Annotated in this window: 19 protein-coding genes and 1 riboswitch; of the genes, 17 read left to right on the forward strand and 2 right to left on the reverse strand. The window is 38.3% G+C overall.

The annotated features are described in order from the left end of the window. Positions 1-70: 70 nt before the first annotated feature. From ACQKEV_RS07300 to ACQKEV_RS07320, 5 genes are all read left to right on the forward strand, one after another. Positions 71-787: a response regulator transcription factor gene (locus ACQKEV_RS07300; RefSeq protein ID WP_427447918.1), complete on the forward strand. Its 717-nt coding sequence runs from the start codon at positions 71-73 to the stop codon at positions 785-787. Then, positions 780-2,561, forward strand: coding sequence for an ATP-binding protein (locus tag ACQKEV_RS07305; protein WP_427447916.1), 1,782 nt, complete (start codon positions 780-782; stop codon positions 2,559-2,561). The genes ACQKEV_RS07300 and ACQKEV_RS07305 overlap by 8 nt, the downstream gene beginning before the upstream one ends. A 45-nt stretch (positions 2,562-2,606) precedes the next feature. Further along, positions 2,607-3,149, forward strand: a complete 543-nt coding sequence (gene sigX / locus ACQKEV_RS07310) for an RNA polymerase sigma factor SigX (protein ID WP_427447914.1) — start codon at positions 2,607-2,609, stop codon at positions 3,147-3,149. Further along, complete coding sequence (locus tag ACQKEV_RS07315; RefSeq protein WP_427447912.1) at positions 3,136-4,374, forward strand: hypothetical protein; 1,239 nt, start codon at positions 3,136-3,138, stop codon at positions 4,372-4,374. Before sigX ends, ACQKEV_RS07315 begins: the two co-directional genes overlap by 14 nt. 122 nt (positions 4,375-4,496) lie before the next feature. Continuing rightward, a riboswitch (FMN riboswitch) is annotated at positions 4,497-4,629 on the forward strand. A 153-nt stretch (positions 4,630-4,782) separates the two neighbouring features. Next, positions 4,783-5,361, forward strand: coding sequence for an ECF transporter S component (locus ACQKEV_RS07320; RefSeq protein ID WP_427447910.1), 579 nt, complete (start codon positions 4,783-4,785; stop codon positions 5,359-5,361). Positions 5,362-5,450: 89 nt separating this feature from the next. Here ACQKEV_RS07320 and ACQKEV_RS07325 read toward each other — a convergent pair whose 3' ends face one another. Further along, the gene (locus ACQKEV_RS07325) at positions 5,451-5,699 is read right to left on the reverse strand and encodes a ferredoxin (protein WP_016427441.1); all 249 of its coding nucleotides are present in this window, start codon (positions 5,697-5,699) and stop codon (positions 5,451-5,453) included. A 108-nt stretch (positions 5,700-5,807) separates the two neighbouring features. Between ACQKEV_RS07325 and ACQKEV_RS07330 the strand changes: the two genes are divergently transcribed. From ACQKEV_RS07330 to ACQKEV_RS07360, 7 genes are all read left to right on the forward strand, one after another. After that, on the forward strand, positions 5,808-6,845 hold the full coding sequence (locus ACQKEV_RS07330; RefSeq protein ID WP_427447908.1) for a helix-turn-helix domain-containing protein: 1,038 nt from the start codon (positions 5,808-5,810) through the stop codon (positions 6,843-6,845). After that, positions 6,842-8,293: a RecQ family ATP-dependent DNA helicase gene (locus ACQKEV_RS07335; protein WP_427447907.1), complete on the forward strand. Its 1,452-nt coding sequence runs from the start codon at positions 6,842-6,844 to the stop codon at positions 8,291-8,293. Before ACQKEV_RS07330 ends, ACQKEV_RS07335 begins: the two co-directional genes overlap by 4 nt. Before the next feature lie 73 nt (positions 8,294-8,366). Continuing rightward, on the forward strand, positions 8,367-9,014 hold the full coding sequence (locus ACQKEV_RS07340; protein WP_427447905.1) for a LysM peptidoglycan-binding domain-containing protein: 648 nt from the start codon (positions 8,367-8,369) through the stop codon (positions 9,012-9,014). Between the two features lie 74 nt (positions 9,015-9,088). After that, positions 9,089-9,718: a CBS domain-containing protein gene (locus tag ACQKEV_RS07345; protein WP_427447904.1), complete on the forward strand. Its 630-nt coding sequence runs from the start codon at positions 9,089-9,091 to the stop codon at positions 9,716-9,718. A gap of 77 nt (positions 9,719-9,795) precedes the next feature. Continuing rightward, a complete protein-coding gene (locus tag ACQKEV_RS07350; protein WP_427447902.1) occupies positions 9,796-10,560 on the forward strand; it encodes a metallophosphoesterase in 765 nt (254 codons plus the stop codon). 90 nt (positions 10,561-10,650) lie between these two features. Then, positions 10,651-11,571 carry a MerR family transcriptional regulator gene (locus ACQKEV_RS07355; RefSeq protein ID WP_427447900.1) on the forward strand — a complete coding sequence of 307 codons (921 nt, stop codon included), beginning with the start codon at positions 10,651-10,653 and terminating at the stop codon, positions 11,569-11,571. A 67-nt stretch (positions 11,572-11,638) separates the two neighbouring features. Further along, the gene (locus tag ACQKEV_RS07360; protein ID WP_427447974.1) at positions 11,639-12,610 is read left to right on the forward strand and encodes a YpdA family putative bacillithiol disulfide reductase; all 972 of its coding nucleotides are present in this window, start codon (positions 11,639-11,641) and stop codon (positions 12,608-12,610) included. A gap of 597 nt (positions 12,611-13,207) precedes the next feature. Here ACQKEV_RS07360 and ACQKEV_RS07365 read toward each other — a convergent pair. After that, positions 13,208-14,179 carry an asparaginase gene (locus tag ACQKEV_RS07365; protein WP_427447899.1) on the reverse strand — a complete coding sequence of 324 codons (972 nt, stop codon included), beginning with the start codon at positions 14,177-14,179 and terminating at the stop codon, positions 13,208-13,210. Between the two features lie 77 nt (positions 14,180-14,256). Here ACQKEV_RS07365 and prsW point away from each other — a divergent pair, with 77 nt between their 5' ends. From prsW to ACQKEV_RS07390, 5 genes are all read left to right on the forward strand, one after another. Further along, on the forward strand, positions 14,257-14,943 hold the full coding sequence (prsW, locus tag ACQKEV_RS07370; protein ID WP_427447898.1) for a glutamic-type intramembrane protease PrsW: 687 nt from the start codon (positions 14,257-14,259) through the stop codon (positions 14,941-14,943). 77 nt (positions 14,944-15,020) lie between these two features. Next, positions 15,021-15,818: a spore cortex-lytic enzyme gene (gene sleB / locus ACQKEV_RS07375; protein WP_427447897.1), complete on the forward strand. Its 798-nt coding sequence runs from the start codon at positions 15,021-15,023 to the stop codon at positions 15,816-15,818. A gap of 11 nt (positions 15,819-15,829) precedes the next feature. Continuing rightward, positions 15,830-17,119: a PepSY1/2 domain-containing protein gene (locus ACQKEV_RS07380; protein WP_427447895.1), complete on the forward strand. Its 1,290-nt coding sequence runs from the start codon at positions 15,830-15,832 to the stop codon at positions 17,117-17,119. 146 nt (positions 17,120-17,265) lie between these two features. Beyond that, the gene (gene cmk, locus ACQKEV_RS07385) at positions 17,266-17,940 is read left to right on the forward strand and encodes a (d)CMP kinase (RefSeq protein WP_427447894.1); all 675 of its coding nucleotides are present in this window, start codon (positions 17,266-17,268) and stop codon (positions 17,938-17,940) included. Then, positions 17,941-18,525, forward strand: coding sequence for a lysophospholipid acyltransferase family protein (locus ACQKEV_RS07390; RefSeq protein ID WP_427447892.1), 585 nt, complete (start codon positions 17,941-17,943; stop codon positions 18,523-18,525). Positions 18,526-18,561 lie beyond the last annotated feature (36 nt).

Below are 18,561 nucleotides of genomic sequence, written 5' to 3' on the forward strand. Positions count from 1 at the left end.
GCTTTTCTTTCATTTTAGAGCTTGTAATTGTACAATAATGGATAGAGATAGGACGAAAGGGGTTACCACAATGTCGGAACATATTGCTGTATTAGTGGTAGATGACGAAGACCGCATTCGTCGATTATTAAAAATGTATTTAGAGCGTGAAGGATATGAAGTGGACGAAGCTGAAAATGGAGCCATGGCATTGGAAATGGCACTTGAAAAAGAATATCACTGTATTCTTCTTGATGTGATGATGCCGGAAAAAGACGGTATGGAAGTGCTGTCAGAACTTCGTGAACAGAAAGCAACACCGATTCTTTTATTAACGGCGAAGGGCGAAGAAGCGAACCGGGTTCAAGGATTTGAACTAGGAGCTGACGATTACATAGTAAAACCATTTAGTCCGCGCGAAGTCGTTCTTCGTGTGAAAGCTGTTTTAAGACGTTCCGTGACAATTTCACCAATTTCATCAACTTCTTCTTCAAAAGATTTAGTTGTATTTCCGCATTTAACGATTGATCATGATGCACATCGTGTTACTGCAGATGGAACAGAAGTGAACTTAACTCCTAAAGAATATGAGTTATTATACTTTTTGGCAAAATCGCCCGATAAAGTTTTTGATCGAGAACAATTGCTGAAAGAAGTATGGCACTACGATTTCTTTGGTGATTTGAGAACAGTTGATACCCATGTAAAACGGTTACGCGAAAAATTGAACCGCGTTTCTGAAAAAGCGGCCAAAATGATTGTGACGGTTTGGGGAGTAGGTTATAAATTCGAGGTAGTCAATGAATAGAATATGGAACAGCGTTGTCGGGAAGCTATGGGTAACCATATTGCTTCTCGTTTCGTTTGTATTGTTTATTATTACAGTTTTGATGTTGGAGTTTTTAGGTAACTATCATAGCGAGCAGGCTGAAGCTTCCTTACGACAGGAAGCGAGTACAATTGCCACGATCGTTGATGATCATGAAAATGTGGATACATCACTCTCTATCATTTCGGACATACTTGGACCTGAAACTAATGCTCTGATTGCAAAGGAGCCCCGTGAAGTGTCACTGGCTTTGCATGAAGGAGAAAATGGCGAAGAAATAAAGTCACAGATCATGAATGATCAAACTCTCGGGGAAGTATTTGAATCGTCACAACCGATTTTAAAAGAAATGATGCTGCCTTCCCTTCAGAATAAAAACCAAATGGAGTCATTTATCGTATTGGCTTCTCCATTAAATGTTGAAAATGAAGTCCATGGAGCCGTATTCATTTACCAAAGTTTGGATGTTATACACGAGACCACAAAAGAAACGACGAATATCGTCTTTCTTTCAGCGTTTATCGCATTTATATTGACAACTTTTTTTGCTTTTTTCCTTTCTACCCGTATCACATCACCACTGCGGAAAATGCGTGAAGCTGCTTTTGAATTATCCAAAGGAAACTTTGATACAAAACTGCCAGCACATCAAAATGATGAAATTGGCCAATTGGCAAATGCATTTAACCAGATGGGAAGACAATTGAAGCACCACCTGGAAGTGATTAATCAGGAGAAAGAGCAACTGTCCAGCATTTTAACGTCCATGACAGATGCGGTTATAACATTTAATCGAGATCATACAATTTTATTGAGTAATCCCCAAGCTGAAAAAATGTTACAAAAATGGTTTTTCCGTATGGGAACGAACAATGGTCAACCAATCCCAATCGAAATGGATCACATGCTGGACCATGTCCTTCATTTGGAAGAAGAAATCAATGAAGAACTGGAGATGGAAGGCAGTTACTTTGCCATATCAATCAGTCCATTGTATAGCGGTGATTCCATCAGAGGAGCCGTTGCTGTATTGCGAGATATGACAGAACAGCACCGTTTGGATCGTTTGCGCTCTGACTTCATCGCCAATGTATCACATGAACTCAGAACTCCTATTGCGATGTTGCAAGGGTATAGCGAAGCAATAATGGATGATGTTGTGTCGACAGAAGAAGAACGAGACGAAATGATTAAAATTATTTATGAAGAATCGCAACGAATGGGACGTCTAGTAACCGACTTGTTGGATTTAGCAAGAATGGAATCAGGGCGGATGCGACTATATAAAGATAATGTTGCCGTTGTCCCAGTAATCGAAAGGATTACACAAAAATTTGCACAAGTGGCGAAGGAATCCCATATTACGTTGAAATTCGATTCTGCTGTTTCTAGACTGTTAACTGCAGAAGTGGATGAAGATCGAATTGAACAAGTTTTGACCAATCTGATAGATAATGCAATCCGCCATACTCCGAATGAAGGAAAAGTATCGGTCCATGTCGAACAACACAATGCATTCGTGAAAATTAGTGTAGAAGACACAGGTTCAGGAATCCCGGCAGAAGATTTGCCGTTTGTCTTTGAGCGTTTTTATAAGGCAGATAAATCGAGAACAAGAGGAAAAGGTGGAACTGGTTTGGGTCTCGCTATAGCAAAAAATATGGTGGAAGCCCATGATGGCACGATTACTGTACTTAGTGAAGAAAATATTGGAACCAATTTTACTTTTACATTACCAATAAAAAAGATGTAACTTTTTATTTAGTGCAACGACTAATTTTATGAACGGGGGGAGTTCATGAATGACTCCGTTTTTCACCGGCTTTATGACCAATATCATCAGGACGTTTTTCAGTTCTTGCTATATATGGTTAAAAATAGACAAACAGCCGAAGATTTAATGCATGAAGTATACGTTAGGGTGTTAAAAGCATACAGCAGATTCGAAGGAAAAAGTTCCGAAAAGACTTGGTTATTTTCGATTGCAAAAAACGTGGCGATCGATCATTTTCGAAAGTCTTCCGTACGCAAGCGTCATGCTTTTGACTTTTTTGATTGGGAAAAACAAGAGCTAAGATCGAATGAAGCTTTACCTGATGAATTGGTCGAAATGAATGATGAAATGAAACAAATGTTAGAAGCATTAGATGAATGCACAGGCGATCAGAAAATGGTCATCGTCATGAGATATTTCCAGGATTTATCCATTATGGAAACTTCACAAGTTCTCGGTTGGACTGAAGGAAAAGTAAAGACCACACAACACCGTGCAATCCATAAACTAAGGGATCGCTTGTCAGGGCATTCGGATAGGAGGCAAGTTCACGATGAGCAACAATAATTGGAGTGAACAGAAGATTGACGAGTTACTTAGCCAAGTGCCCCAAATACATGATACACGCTCCAAAGACGATGTATTTAAACGACTGCAACAGGATCCAAGATTGGCTGATGTTAAGAAAGAAAAACGTAAACAGTGGATTCCACCAGCTGTGGCAGTTGCTGCAATGGTAACATTGACTGTGCTTGTTGCTAGTTATATTAATAATCCCCAACATTCGGAAAAGGCCACGTCAGAAATGGGAGTCACAGAAGACTCGGCTGACATGGTAAAAGAAGGGGCTGAGGAATCCACTTCTATGATGAAAAACACAGAAATGGAAGAGTCAGCACCTGCGAGCAGTCAAGGGATAACCAGTACTGAGAAAACCTCAGCTGTACTTGTAAATCAAGATCCAATGCTTACATCTGCTTATCCTGCTGATACGAAAGATCATACAGTATTTCATATTGGTATGGTATCCAATGATGCAATCGTCGTACCTTTAACAGTACTTATTCCAACTCGTACGATTAAAAACGATTTTGGAGATGAAAAGCCAACAAGTCTTGAATTATACAACCAATATGCTGCACAAATAGTGGAACCAGCACTAGGATTCGCAGAATACCATCCATATCAAGGACAATTTAGTGAACAACAAAATCAATTGATTCATAAATTACCGGCCGAACATGATTACGATTTATCAAGTGCTACCATTAACACGTTTGACGAATCGATTATGGAAACGTTTTATGGATATAGCCAAGTCGTATTCCAAAATGAAGATGGTAGTCAAGCGTATTTTGATCAAGTAGGCCCTAAGAAACCTGAACAATTGAGGAGCGGCAACACATTTTCAAGTTTTTATCTGTATACGAACCAGCAAGGGAATCAATTCTTAGTTCCTAATTTAAATAAAACTCATTCGGACATCCAAATTGCTATGACTGAAATGAAAACCACGCAAAGTGATTATCTTAAGAGTGTAATTCCGGAGGGTATTGACTACGAGGTTCGTGACGAAGACGGGACAAATCATATTAAATTCACACAGCAACTGAACTTGGAACAGATGGACCCGCAAGCAGCTTCTCACTTAATCGAAGGAATATTATTAACAAATGGAAGCTTCGGTGAAGAAGTTCAGTTTGAAAATATAGTACCTTTAAATTGGAAGGGCTTCGATTTCTCTAAGCCAATACCACGTCCCATTGGAGCGAATAAATTTATTTGGGAATAAATTGTGAAACGTATTTAATTAAATGTTGAAAAAAATTAAAAATAAAAAAGAACCAGTAGTAGGCTCAAGTAGTTTACAAATGGTTCTTTTTTTCTTATAGTATACAATGTAAGTTAATAATGATTCATCTTCGGGGCAGGGTGAAATTCCCGATCGGCGGTAATAGAAGAATGTTTTCTTGAGCCCGCGAGCCGTAAGGCAGGATTTGGTGTGATTCCAAAGCCGACAGTATAGTCTGGATGGGAGAAGGTGAAGGTGCGGTCGTTTTTCGTTCTGTCATTTAACGAGACGCCTATTTAAGTGCGCCTTTCTACTCCCTTGAGCGATAACGGCTTAAGGGATTTTTGATGGGACAAAACGAACGAACTTTTCTTCTTGTGGAGTGAATCGACAAAAGGAGAGAGTTTTATGAAGAACAACAAATTACGTGTCATGATTGCCGTAGCGATGTTAAGTAGTATTTCATTTGTCTTGATGCTATTTAATTTCCCTTTACCTGCTTTACCACCATTTTTAAAAGTCGATTTCAGCGATGTGCCAGCGCTAATTGCGGCCATTACAATGGGACCTGTAGCTGGTATTTTAGTTGCGCTGTTTAAAAATGTTTTATATTGGATTTTTAGTGGAAGTCCAACAGGCGTACCTGTAGGGGAAATGGCCAATTTTGCAACGAGCATTTTATTCATGCTTCCGGTTTATGCAATTTATCGTAAAGTTTCAAATACGAAAGGTTTGGCAATCGGCCTATTTGTAGGTATTCTTGCCATGGCAATCGGAATGAGCGTGTTAAATTATGCGGTATTTTTACCGATGTACACTTATTTCTTGAACATGCCAGCACTTACTGGCTCAGCAATGCGTGATACAATTGTGCTAGGAATTTTACCATTTAACTTAATTAAAGGGTTGCTGTTGTCTGCCATCATCATTGTATTATTCAAAACGATGAAAACATGGTTAGATAAACAACGAGCTCAATTTTCATAATCATAATTATTAATAGGCTTTGATAAAGATTACTAGATATTAAAGTCAAGAATATAAAAAAAGCTGCGAATCATATTCGCAGCTTTTTTCTATTCGTATTTTAATGCGTCTCCGTCAAATGATTCTTCGGCAACTTTGATTGAATCCGTTGGGCAGCCTTCAAATGCATCTTGCATATCTTCTTCTAGTTCATCTGGAACTTGAGTAGTTCCCATGTTATCATCTAAAATAACAAAGGCAATGCCTTCATCATCATAATCGTAAATATCAGGTGCAGCTGCGCCACATGCGCCACAAGCGATACAAGTATCTTTATCTACAATGGTATACTTCGCCATGTCAAAACCTCTCCTTTTTCTCCGTTCGCTTGAAAAAGCTTTCGTATTTATTCTAATCATGTTTTCCTCAATTTTCAACCTAAATACTAATAAATTGGAGGAAGTCTTGTGCTATTCCAACAAATCATCTTACATATAGTTGATCGAATGAACGAAGAACGAACAATTTCGGCTCCATTTCATTTGATCAGAGGTAAACGTTCGGGACAAACAATTCAAGATGTGAAAATCTATCGTCTGACAAACTACTTTTCTCTTTTTCCGAAACTTACAAAGACAACCTATGATGATCACGTACAACAAATGATTCAATTAAAATGGATAGTCATTGACGAGAAGGCTATTCCAAAGCTGACAAGCTCTGGAAAAGTGAAATTGATGGATATGCCGCAACTAAAGTTAAATGGTTGGTTATATAGAGGCAATGAGCGCATCTTCTTTCAACGTCTGTCTTTAATCACCCAAACATTATCTCATATACATGCGAAGAAGTGGTCATTTACACCAATTCAAAAAGACGAAAAAATACAACTTTGGGTCCGTCATTTCTTACAAAACTTCTCTTATAAGTCAGAAGAGTTCGTTAATCAATATTATCAAGAATTGCTCAGTCTGTTTCAATCGGACAAACTTTCCGAACTCCATTTAGTCCTACTCACCCACCGATTAAATGGATATGGGGTGAGCGGGGTAACATGGCAACAATTATCCCATGCATTGCAAGAAGATGAAATTGACCTACAAATTCTTCTGCAAGAAAGTTTACATATTCTACTTGATGAAATTTCGAACAGGCAGTCTTTAAATATTTTAACGAGTATGTCAGAGGGCATCAAGTCTTCAACTCCATTAACTGAATCGGCAAAGAAAACGTCAGATCTTTTCAAGAAAGGCTATTCATTTGAGGAAATCAGTTCGATTCGTCAGCTTAAAAAAAGTACAATCGAAGATCATTTCGTAGAGATGGCGATGAATGGAACATTAACTTCTGTCCAGTTGTTTTTTCCAAATGAGGATGTAACGTCATTGATGCACGATATTAAAAAACAAAAAACAAAAAAATTACGGACGTTAAAGGAATTATTTCCTAATTATACGTACTTTCAATTAAGATTGCTTTTGGCTATTGGAGGGAATGAGAATTGACTTCACATCTGGAAAAAGTATTATTTAATAAATTTGGTTACAGCAAGTTCAGGCCTGGTCAGAAAGAAATCATTCAAAGCGTTTTAAATAAAGAAGATGTTCTTGCAATTTTACCGACAGGGATGGGTAAATCACTTTGTTATCAAGTGCCGGGATATCTTTTGCCGTATAGTGTCATAATTATTTCTCCATTGCTTTCCCTGATGCAAGATCAAGTGGATCAGTTGAAGAAAATGGGGGAAAAGAGAGTCGTGGCTATGAATTCATTTTTGACGCCTCTTGAAAAAAATTTACTTTTGCAGAAATTGGATACATACAAGTTCATTTTTTTATCACCTGAAATGATGATGCAAGAACCTGTGAAAGCAAAACTCCAGACTATGCCCATTTCTCTTGTTGTTGCAGATGAAGCACATTGTATATCACAATGGGGATTTGACTTCAGACCGGATTATCTACGATTAAGCGATTGGTTATCCTTCAAAGGACGACCACCAGTTTTAGCTTTAACAGCAACTGCTACACCAAAAGTAATAAATGATATCACCAATCAATTAAATTTGGCGACGCCTTCGATCCATATTCAATCACTAGACAGACCGAACATCAGATATGAAGCGATTGAAGTCGTTTCTCAGGAGAATAAATTTGAGCATATCGCTGCACAAATAAATCAGTTCACGGGTCCAGGTATTTTATATACTCAGTCACGGAAGAAAGCAGACGAATACGCGCTTAAATTAAGTTCAATGGGCATACGCATTGCCTCCTATCATGCAGGGATGGAGCAAGTTGATCGGATGTTTATTCAACAGCAGTTTTTAAATGGGGAAGTTGAATGGGTATGTGCGACCAATGCCTTTGGAATGGGTGTACATAAAGATGATGTCCGTCAAATCATTCATGATCATTTTCCATCTTCAATTTCCAATTATGCCCAGGAAGTGGGTCGTGCGGGAAGAGATGGTCTTGATTCACTGGCCACACTGTTTTTTACACGTGATGATGAAGATCATTCCATTTTCGTGGCTACGAACGATTTTCCAGACGAATCACATGTCAGGATGTATAAAGAGTTTCAGCAAAATGAACAACTTCCTGGTCAGCTTGTTGAGATGGGCATGTTATCAGAAACACATGTCCGTATCTTAACCTATTGGTTACCACGTAAATCAGCCGAAGAGACGATTCATATATTGCACCAATTAAAACAGCAAAAGATCAATCAGATATATTTAATGAAAGAAATTCTAACAAATACTTCTTGCATTCGACAGCAAATCATTGAAGTATTTGGGCAGAAACTGAACGAAAGACCATATAATTGTTGTTCGAAGTGCGGGTTAATAAAAGAAGAAGTTGTTAATCAATCAAAAAAGCACGAAAATCAAGGAATCATACAAACATGGGAAAAAAGAATTTCAGCATTGTTTCAACGAAACAATTAGAGGTTTGTTTTACTTTTTCTCCAAATTTCGTCATAATAAATACAGATGAAAAGTAGAATAGGAGTTTACAGCTATGAATAAAGATGATTATCAAAATAAAATTGAAGAACATCGTAAACCCATACAATTAAATGGTGATGAAAAACTGATTACACGTACTTCTAGACGTTCAACTAATGTGGCTCCTAAGAAGAATAAAGAAAAACGTAACTTATTGTTACCCATCCTGTTCTTATTCTTTATTTTAATTCCCGTTTCTTTTCTAATCTATGTATTTGCATTTTATGAGCCGAAGGCAAACGAAACAACCGTTCTTGAAGAGACTCAAGTTCAATATGAACAAAATGAAGAAGACGTTGCGAGTGAAGAAGATTCTGTTGACACTGAGTCCGAGGTGTCTGCTGGAGAAAACACGAATACAGAGGACACAGAAGTTACAACTGAAGAACAGTCTCCAGAAGAGTCTTCCGAAGAAGAAGGAACAGCGACCGAAGTAGTAGAAGAACAAACTGAACAAGACACAGAAACTTCAGAGGTCGAAGAACAACCAGAAACTGAACAGCCAACATCTTCAAAGACGCATGTCGTTCAACCTGGCGAAACACTTTACCGTATAGCGATGAATTATTATAATTCGCCAGATGCTGTCGAAAAAATCAAATCTGCAAATGGACTTTCATCAAACTCGATTTCAACTGGTCAAACATTGATTCTTCCATAAATTTTGTATGATAAAGAGGATACATGTGAGTTTTGTAGAATAGGTTAGTATTCAAGAAAGATTGAGGTGACAGTATGTTTGCTAAAAGTGTAATGATTCCAAAGGAAAAGTGTATTTCAATTCAAACATCAGAGTCGGTGCAAACGGCACTGGACATATTGGAGAAAAATCAAATCGATGCATTGCCAGTATTAGAAAATGGCCAATATAAAGGCATTTTGAATCGTTATATAGTTTACCGTGCATTTTATTTCAGTGGTCTAAGTAAAGAGGAATTTCTTGCTAGCACGTCTTTAATGGATGTTGTGACACGGGAAGAAATCTATTTATCCATTGATGACGTTTTTGAAGACTCTTTACTGCAGCTTAATGACTTTCCAATCATAGCAGTAGTTGAAGAAAATCGCTTTTTAGGACTTGTTACTCGCTTCGATATCATGGACCAATTCAGAAGTGCTTTTGGTATGGATCGACCTGGTGTTCGCATCACATTTACGTCTGTTGAAACAGAGGGACGTATCGCACGTGTTGGAGACATTATTCAAAAGTTTCATGAATCGGTAATTTCATTAGTGACATTCGATGAATCAGACAAGTTATTGCGACGTATAGTATTAAAAATTGAGAAACGTGATAACATACAGAAATTCTTAAAAGAACTTGACCGTTCTGGATTCCGCGTATTGCATATGGAAGAAGATTAATTCAAATAAAAACTTTGAAACATGTAAGGGGAAGGGGAAACCCTCCTCTTTTTGTTTTGAATCAGAGGTGAATATATATGCGTTTTTTGGTAACGATTTTAGGTGTTGCTTTTTGTATACCAGTCATCATGTTTAAAAAAGCTTTTGAGACGAATATTCGACACCAAAATATTGACCTGGTAAGTTATAAGGATCGAAACCCTTTTCGCTTGTTTTTTATTTCTGATATTCATCGAAGGAAAATAACAACAGATTTAATTAAGGAAGTCGGAACAGATATACAAGCGGTCATTATTGGTGGTGACCTGGCTGAAAGTGGCGTACCGTTGGAACAAATTGAACGGAATATCAAGCAACTTGCTAAAATCGGGCCCCTTTATTATGTATGGGGGAATAATGACCGTGAAGTGGGTGAACAACATATTCGGAAATATATTCAAAATGCCGGTGGGACGATTCTAGAAAATGAAGCAATTCGTATAAAAACGAATGCACATCATCTTTGGATTGTGGGCATTGAGGATGTCTCTTCAGGAAGAGCGGACATCAAGAAAAGCTTTGAAAATGTACCGAAAGATGATCCGATTATCTTTCTTTCTCATACACCATTTGTCTTTAATCAAGTAAAAGACCACTATAATCCTGATGTATTACTAGCTGGTCATACACATGGTGGCCAAATCCGATTAGGCAAATGGGGCTATTATGAAAAAGGTGAGTTGAAAAAGAACCGAGATGATTTTACTTTAATCAGTAACGGATTCGGAACAACTTTTGTACCTTTCAGATTAGGTGCACCAGCAGAGTGCCACATCTTGACGATTAAACATAAAGAGGTTTAAATGTTCTTGCAGAACATATACGACGTTTACAATAACTCTTAACTTTCCTATACTGAGAGCAAAACACATAAGGCTAGTGGAGGGGAAAGAATGCAAAACGACCTGGATAATCAAGGGAAATATAACATGAAGGCAGTTTCAACAATGGTCGGTATTTTGCCAGGAACGCTTAGAGCATGGGAACGGCGATATAAAATGATTGCTCCTGTGAGAAATGAGGCTGGTCATCGGTTATATTCGGATAACCATGTCCGGAAATTAAAATGGCTGACTCAAAAAGTAAATGATGGATTTACAATCAGCCAGGCAATTTCTCTTTTGGAACAAGAACAAAAATTATCAACCAGACCATTTAACGAACATGCTGAAAACAGAGTATCACAATTGCAACAGGATCTTTTACACGCGTTTCTTCAGTTTGATGAACGAACAGTTCAAGACCTGATGAATGAAGCTTTCACAATCTACACGATGGATAAAGTGTTAATCGATATTTTGGCTCCACTTCTCTTGCAAATTGGCGACATGTGGGAAAATGGAAAAATTACTACTGCGCATGAGCATTTTTCTACGTCTATTTTAAGGTCTAGAATAGGTGCGGTAATGCATGCATATCCTCATAATGGCATTCTCCCAAAAGTAGTGGCAGTTTGTGCACCAGGAGAATGGCATGAATTAGGATTATTAATCTTTACTTTGTATATGAGACGTAAAGGCTACGAAGTAATTTATTTAGGAAGTAGTATAAAAGAACATGATATTGAAGTAGTGCTTGAAACGGTCAAACCTCGCTTCTTATTCATGTCCTGTACAATGACGAATAATCTCGCTAGCACTCTTGAATTGACCTTATCGCTCGAAAAAGGATTCAGTAATTTAGTGGTGGGACTTGGAGGTTCTGCTATTGATTCCATGAATAATGATGATAAGCAGAAATTTTGTCAAAACATTCTCGGACAAAGCATGAGCGAGTGGGACCATTGGATTGAAGAAAAAACGTATGCGAATTAGTTGTATAGTTCGGTTTGTTCTCCTATCATTAGATAGGAGATTTTTAATATAGAGGAAGTGTGAAATGGTGGAGAAAGTTGATGCAATTATTGTCGGCGGGGGTCCTTGTGGTCTGGCCGCTGCAATATCTTTACAAAATATCGGGCTTTCACCCGTCATAATTGAAAAAGGGAACGTTGTGGAAGCGATCTACAAGTATCCGACACATCAAACTTTTTTTAGTACAAGTGAAAAACTGTCGATCGGGGATGTGCCTTTCATTATTGAAGGACGTAAACCAAAGCGAAATCAGGCACTTGTTTATTACCGTGAAGTCGTGAAAATGAAAAAATTAAATGTTCGTCGATTTGAAACCGTAGAGCGGGTTGAGAAAATTAAGGACATTTTTACAGTACACACAACAAAATCTACATATGAAACGGCTAATGTTGTAATCGCCACTGGTTATTATGACCATCCAAATATGCTTGGTATCCCTGGAGAAGAGTTACCGAAAGTAAGTCATTACTTTAAAGAAGGACATCCTTACTTTGATACGGATGTCGTTGTTATAGGCGGTAAAAATTCAAGTATTGACGCTGCTTTAGAATTAAATAAAGCAGGATCCAGAGTAACTGTCGTCTACAGGGGAAGTACCTATTCGAGCAGTGTGAAACCTTGGATTCTGCCTGAATTTGATGGTTTGGTGCGCAACGGAGAAATTACAATGCTTTTTGAATCGCATGTCGAAGAAATTGGACAGGAAGAAGTGCGAATACGAATGAAGGATCAAGTCATCACCCTTAAAAATGATTTTGTTTTCGCGATGATTGGGTATCATCCGGATCATGACTTCCTTCGTCAAATGGGTGTTTACATTGACAAGGCATCAGGTCGACCAAAGTTGAATGAATTGACTATGGAATCCAATATTGAAAATTTATACATCGCAGGCGTCTTGGCAGCCGGCAACAATGCGAATGAAATATTTATTGAAAATGGTCGGTTCCACGGAGAATTAATTGCCGATGCGATAAAATCAAAAAAAGCTGCCGATTAAAGGCAGCTTTCAAACTGATGCGAAGAAAATGTTAATTAATTTCATACTATAAGTCATGTTCATCTTTATTTACATTCGATCAAAAAAGGAGGTGGTCGGCTATTTCTTTCGCTTTCCGCGGACGAAACGCCAGCCTCCTCGGGCAAGCTGTCTTTGACAGCTTACCCTGCGGGGTCTAGCTTGTTCCGTTTTTCCGCAGGAGTCTTCAGAAATAGTCAACCACCTGCCTACTTAAATAGTTGCAGAGACACTCTGACATAAGCGCTTTCTGTTGATTGGAGTGGAGGCGGCGAAAACAAGACTGCTCCTGCGATTACTCGTCGCAAAGATATTGGCAGGCCAATATCTTTTCGGCGGGAACAGCACGAGCTGAAGGCCCCGCAAGAAAAGAATTGTGCAAATGGAAGTTTGCACAATTCTTTTGCGACGAAGCTAGCGAAGCGATGCAGGAGCAACGTTTTTAGTGATGAGGAGTCTGAAGCCGTGCCCGCGAAACGCGTCCGCCGTAACGAAAATCAACATTTGCTTGCATTGGCACTTCTTCTACAGGCTGAAAGCTGCCGATTAAAGGCAGCTTTTTCTAATCGAATGAATAAATTAATACTCGAAAATTTCATTAAGGCATAGCGACCATCTAGGGTCGGAAAGGGCAATCAATAATTTGATGCGTGCTTTCTGACCACTTAGGCCGTGTGCAAACAACACGCCAATATCTTCTAACATTTTTCCACCGCCTACATATCCATAAACCGGTTGGGCAATTCCGTTGTAGCATCTTGAAACCAAAACAACTGGAATGTCCTGATTTAAGAGTTTTTGAATAGCAGGTACGATGGCTGGCGGTACGTTGCCTTGACCTAACCCTTCCAGTACAACTCCATGATAGCCCGCTTTTGCAACATGCATCAGCAATTCTGCGTCCATACCTGCATAAATTTTAAGTAATGCTACTTTAGGAGAAACATCTGTTACTTCAAATGATTCCCGGGTATTGGGTGAATGATGGAAATGAATAGCCGCTTTTGAAATGAGTCCAATCGGTCCATATTGAGGACTTTGAAAAGTAGAGACATTACTTGTTGATGTTTTCGTTACATTTTGCGCAGTATGAATTTCATCATTCATCACAACTAATACGCCTTTGCCAACAGCATTATCGGAAATTGCAACCCTAACTGCTGACAATAGATTGTAGACACCGTCTGCTCCGATTTCATTGGAAGAACGCATGGCACCCGTCAATATGACCGGCACTTTGCTTTTAACTGTTAGATCTAAAAAGTATGCGGTTTCTTCTAATGTATCTGTCCCATGTGTAATGACGAACCCATCTACATGATCTTCTGTAGAATGCTGATCAATAATTTGTTTCAGTTTCAGCATTTCGTTTGGTGTCATATGAGGAGATGGATAATTGAATGCTTCAATTTCATGTATATCGGCGTATTCCTTTAATTTACCGATTTCCGCCGTTAATGGGTTTGAATCACCAGGGACTACAGCGCCTGATTCATCGTGAACATGCATGGAAATTGTTCCACCTGTATGAATTACCACTATTTTTTTCATTTTTTACTACCTCCATTCATCCAATAGATGACATAAAAATGATATAATTAAACCAATAAAAGGGAGGCGGGCGCAACTTGATCCTATTATTATCTGTGGCAATCGCTCCGGGGCTAGCGTTGTTCAGTTATTTTTATTTGCGTAATCAAATTTCAGCAGAGCCTTCTCGAACATTGTTTCATACATTTATCTATGGTGCTATTTTAACGTTTCCCATTCTATTCATACAACATGTGTTTGAGATTGAACATATATTTCAGTCAATGTTTTTACGAAATGTTCTATTTACCAGCTTATTAGAAGAATTTTTCAAGTGGCTCATTCTGGTCATGGCGATCTATCAACATGTTGAATTTGATGACCCATATGATGGGATTTTATATGGTGCTAGTGTATCACTTGGCTTTGCAACGGTAGAAAACATACTCTATATTTTTACTTTTGGAATGGATTCTGCATTTTTACGTGCTCTATTACCCGTATCTAGTCATGCGATTTTTGGCGTGGTCATGGGATATTACCTCGGACGTGCTAAATTTGCTTTAAGTGAATCTTCCAAACCGCTGTTATTTATCGCCTTATTGGCTCCATTTAGCTTGCATATGGTTTATAACGGAATATTATCGATTAAATGGATTTCACTATACTTTATGATTCCATTTATGTTGTTTTTATGGTGGCTGTGTTTAGCAAAAGTGAAAAAAGCGCATTTAATGACAATCCAGCATTTTAATAAGCGAAATGATATAAGTGAAATTTTGTAAAACCAATTTTTAATAAATTGGTTTTTTTTTGTATAAAAAACGCATGATTCCTCATTCTAAGAAAAAGGAGAATGTGTATGCGAAAAAACAAATGGTTAATTTGGATTATCACTTTATGTTTGCTGACATTATCGGTTAGCGCACCCCAAAAATCAGAAGCCTTTTCGGATCAAGTGATTGAATTGGGTGCTTACGGAGATGATGTATTAGAGTTACAAGCACGATTGCAATATCTCGGTTTCTACAAAAATAAGATAGACGGTAAATTCGGATACGGTACTTACTGGGCATTACGAAATTTCCAAGAACAATTTGGCTTGCCGATTGATGGGGTAGCAGGAGCAAAAACCAAATCGAGGCTAGCTAAGGAATCTACCTATCATGAAAAGTTTGTAAAAGATCAAATAAACAAAGGGAATCGATTCACACATTATGGAAAAATCCCTTTAGAGCAACAAGTTAAAAAAGGAACGGCACAAGGTGCAAAACAACCAGAACAGGTTCAATTGCCTGCAAAATATTCTGAACAAGATCTTCAGCTTATGGCCAACGCAGTTTACGGTGAGGCGCGGGGTGAACCGTACGAAGGACAAGTTGCAGTTGCAGCCGTCATTTTAAATCGTGTTGAAGATTCAAAATTCCCGAATACAGTGAGCGGAGTAATCTTTCAGCCTTTGGCATTTACCGCAGTCGCTGATGGACAAATATGGCTGACGCCTAATGCACGTGCGAAAGAAGCAGTACTCGATGCATTGAATGGGTGGGATCCTACTGAAAATGCACTTTATTATTTCAATCCGGATACAGCTACGAGCGACTGGATCTGGTCAAGACCGCAAATTAAAAAAATTGGAAAACATATATTCTGTGAATGAGGAGGAATGACATGAAAATTTTAACAAGTATTTTAGCGCTTGCTGTGCTTGTAATGGGTGTGTTTTTATATAACTCCAAACAAAACGAAATGGACATGCAAAATAACCTTCGTGCACAATATACAAGTCGTATGACGGACGCATCAGAGAAAATGAGTGAATTACAAAAATCTGTTCAAAGTGCGACTGTTTTCAATGATAAAGCCGCACAAGCCGAACCGCTTGAAGATATCTGGAGACTATCTTCCGAAATTAAAAGTGATATTGCATCTCTACCACTTGATCGGGAATTTTCAAAGGAATGGATGAATTATCTTGGGCGGCTCGGAGATTATGCAAGACTAAAAAGCCAGGATAAAGTACCTGAAGAGCAATGGTTAAAAGTGACGAACAATGTAGCAAAAAATTTGGATGACTTCTCTTATGAATGGCAAAATGCATCAACTGAATTGCTGGCAAATCAACAATCTTTCAAAAAATGGCAAAAAGATATTAAAAAAGATGAATCTTCAAAAAAATGGACGGCTTTATCCACTACGGTTAAAGGATATTCAGAAAGTGACTTTCCACTAACAGCCAGCGAATCTGATGACTTAAAGAAAAAAGAATTAAAGTCAATTGAAGATAAACAAGTAACGAAGAAAGATGTCGAAAATACAATGAAAGAAATGTTTCCACAGTTGAAAAATGCAAAACTAGTGGCCTCCTCAAGTAAAGAAGGAGCTGCATATCCTTTCTATCACATTCAATTTAATGAGGGAATCCGGACAGGGTATGTTGATTACACCCAAAAAGGTGGACACTTACTATCTGTGCTAATAGAACGTCCAATCGGAAAAGATCGCGTCCCGCAAGAACAAATCAAGGAAAAAGCTGAAAGAGCTGTCAAGGCGTTTGGATTTGATGATGTTGAAATGGTGGAAACACGTGAAAATCATCTCGTCTGGCATGTTGTATTCGCAAGGCTGAATCCCACGAATAAAGCGCGTATTTATGCGGATGCCATCCAACTGAAATTGTCGAAAGATGATGGTGAAATCTTAGGTGTGAATACGATGGAATATATTCAAAAGGAAACGTTGCCTGATCAAAAACAAGTTCCTGTAAATTGGGATGATTATTTCACAGAACAGGTGACGATTCAAAAAGAACGATTGGCCTATACAGAAAATAAATTACTCCAACAAAGACTTTGCTATGAACTGATTGTCTTAAAAGATACAGATACAAGAAGTCACACATTCCGCATATTAGTTGATACGGAGACACATGAAGTGTTGAAATCAGAGTTGTTAAATTAATCATTTATTTGATTTCTTTTGTGATAGATTAATTAGATTTCACACGACTTATATTTTTAAAAATCAAGCATGAAAGCTCACTCTGGTGGGCTTTTTTTTTAATCTCTGTGGTACAATATGTGTGAGAAAGTTTAGGAGTGGATTTCATGAAAAACAATATTCAAATTGCAATTGATGGACCAGCAGCTGCTGGAAAAAGTACAATTGCAAAACTGGCAGCAGAAGAACTTGGATATACATACATCGATACAGGAGCTATGTATCGTGCTATTACGTATAAAGCAATTGAACGTGACATAGATTTAGAAAATGAAGAAGCTTTAACATTATTGCTTCTTGAAACAAAAATTGATTTAAAGCCTTCTGTTGATGGACAACTCGTCTTTCTTGATGGCGAAGATGTTTCAGATGCAATTCGATCAAATATGGTGACATCCTCTGTTTCTGCTGTTGCAACACATGCAACTTTACGAGAAGAAATGGTTAAACGTCAGCTTAAAATGGCTGAAAGTGGGGGTGTCGTGATGGATGGACGCGACATTGGGACTCATGTGCTGGTTGATGCGGAATTGAAAATCTTCATGTCTGCATCAGTCGATGAACGTGCAAAACGACGACAGTTGGATAATGAACGTCGGGGCATAGAATCATATGTAGATCAATTGAAAAAAGAAATTGCAGAACGCGATAAAATGGATAGTGAAAGACAAGCGTCCCCACTTGTCCAGGCGAAAGATGCCATTTATTTGGACACAACTGAACTTTCAATCAAGGAAGCGGCTCAACATATCATTCAGATGGCGAAAGAGAGGATGAGCTAAATGAACTTATATCAATTTGCAAAGTCACTTGTGTGGACTGCTTTAAATCCAGTTTATCGTTTTGATATAAAGGGTTTGGAACATTTCCCAAAAACAGGCGGGATTCTTATATGTGCGAATCATATTGATGCTCTAGATCCTCCAGTTGTGGGTATTACTGCTCCTCGACCAGTACATTTCATGGCGAAGGAAGAGTTGTTTAATGCGCCAGTTCTAAAACCATTGTTGCCTAAATTGAACGCTTTTCCCGTTAAAAGAGGGTTAAGTGATCGTGAGGCTCTAAGACGGGCATTAGCCATTTTAAAAGGTGGCGATGTGATGGGCATTTTCCCTGAAGGTACCAGAAGTAAGAATGGTGAGCTCGGGAAAGGCTTTTCTGGAGCAGGTTTTTTTGCTTTAAAAGGCGATGCGGATGTAGTTCCTTGTGCCATTGTAGGTCCTTACAAGCTATTTAAACGGGTGAAAGTCGTTTATGGAGAACCGATTATCATGCAACCTTACCGTGAGCGGAAAGCATCTGCAGATGAAGTTACAACTGTTATCATGGAACGCATTCAACAGTTGCTAAATGAAAATAAAGCGTAATATTTGTAATTTTTGTTAAGAAAAAGTGCAAATTTT

Source organism: Paenisporosarcina sp. NPDC076907 (assembly GCF_050269735.1).
Taxonomy (GTDB): domain Bacteria; phylum Bacillota; class Bacilli; order Bacillales_A; family Planococcaceae; genus Paenisporosarcina.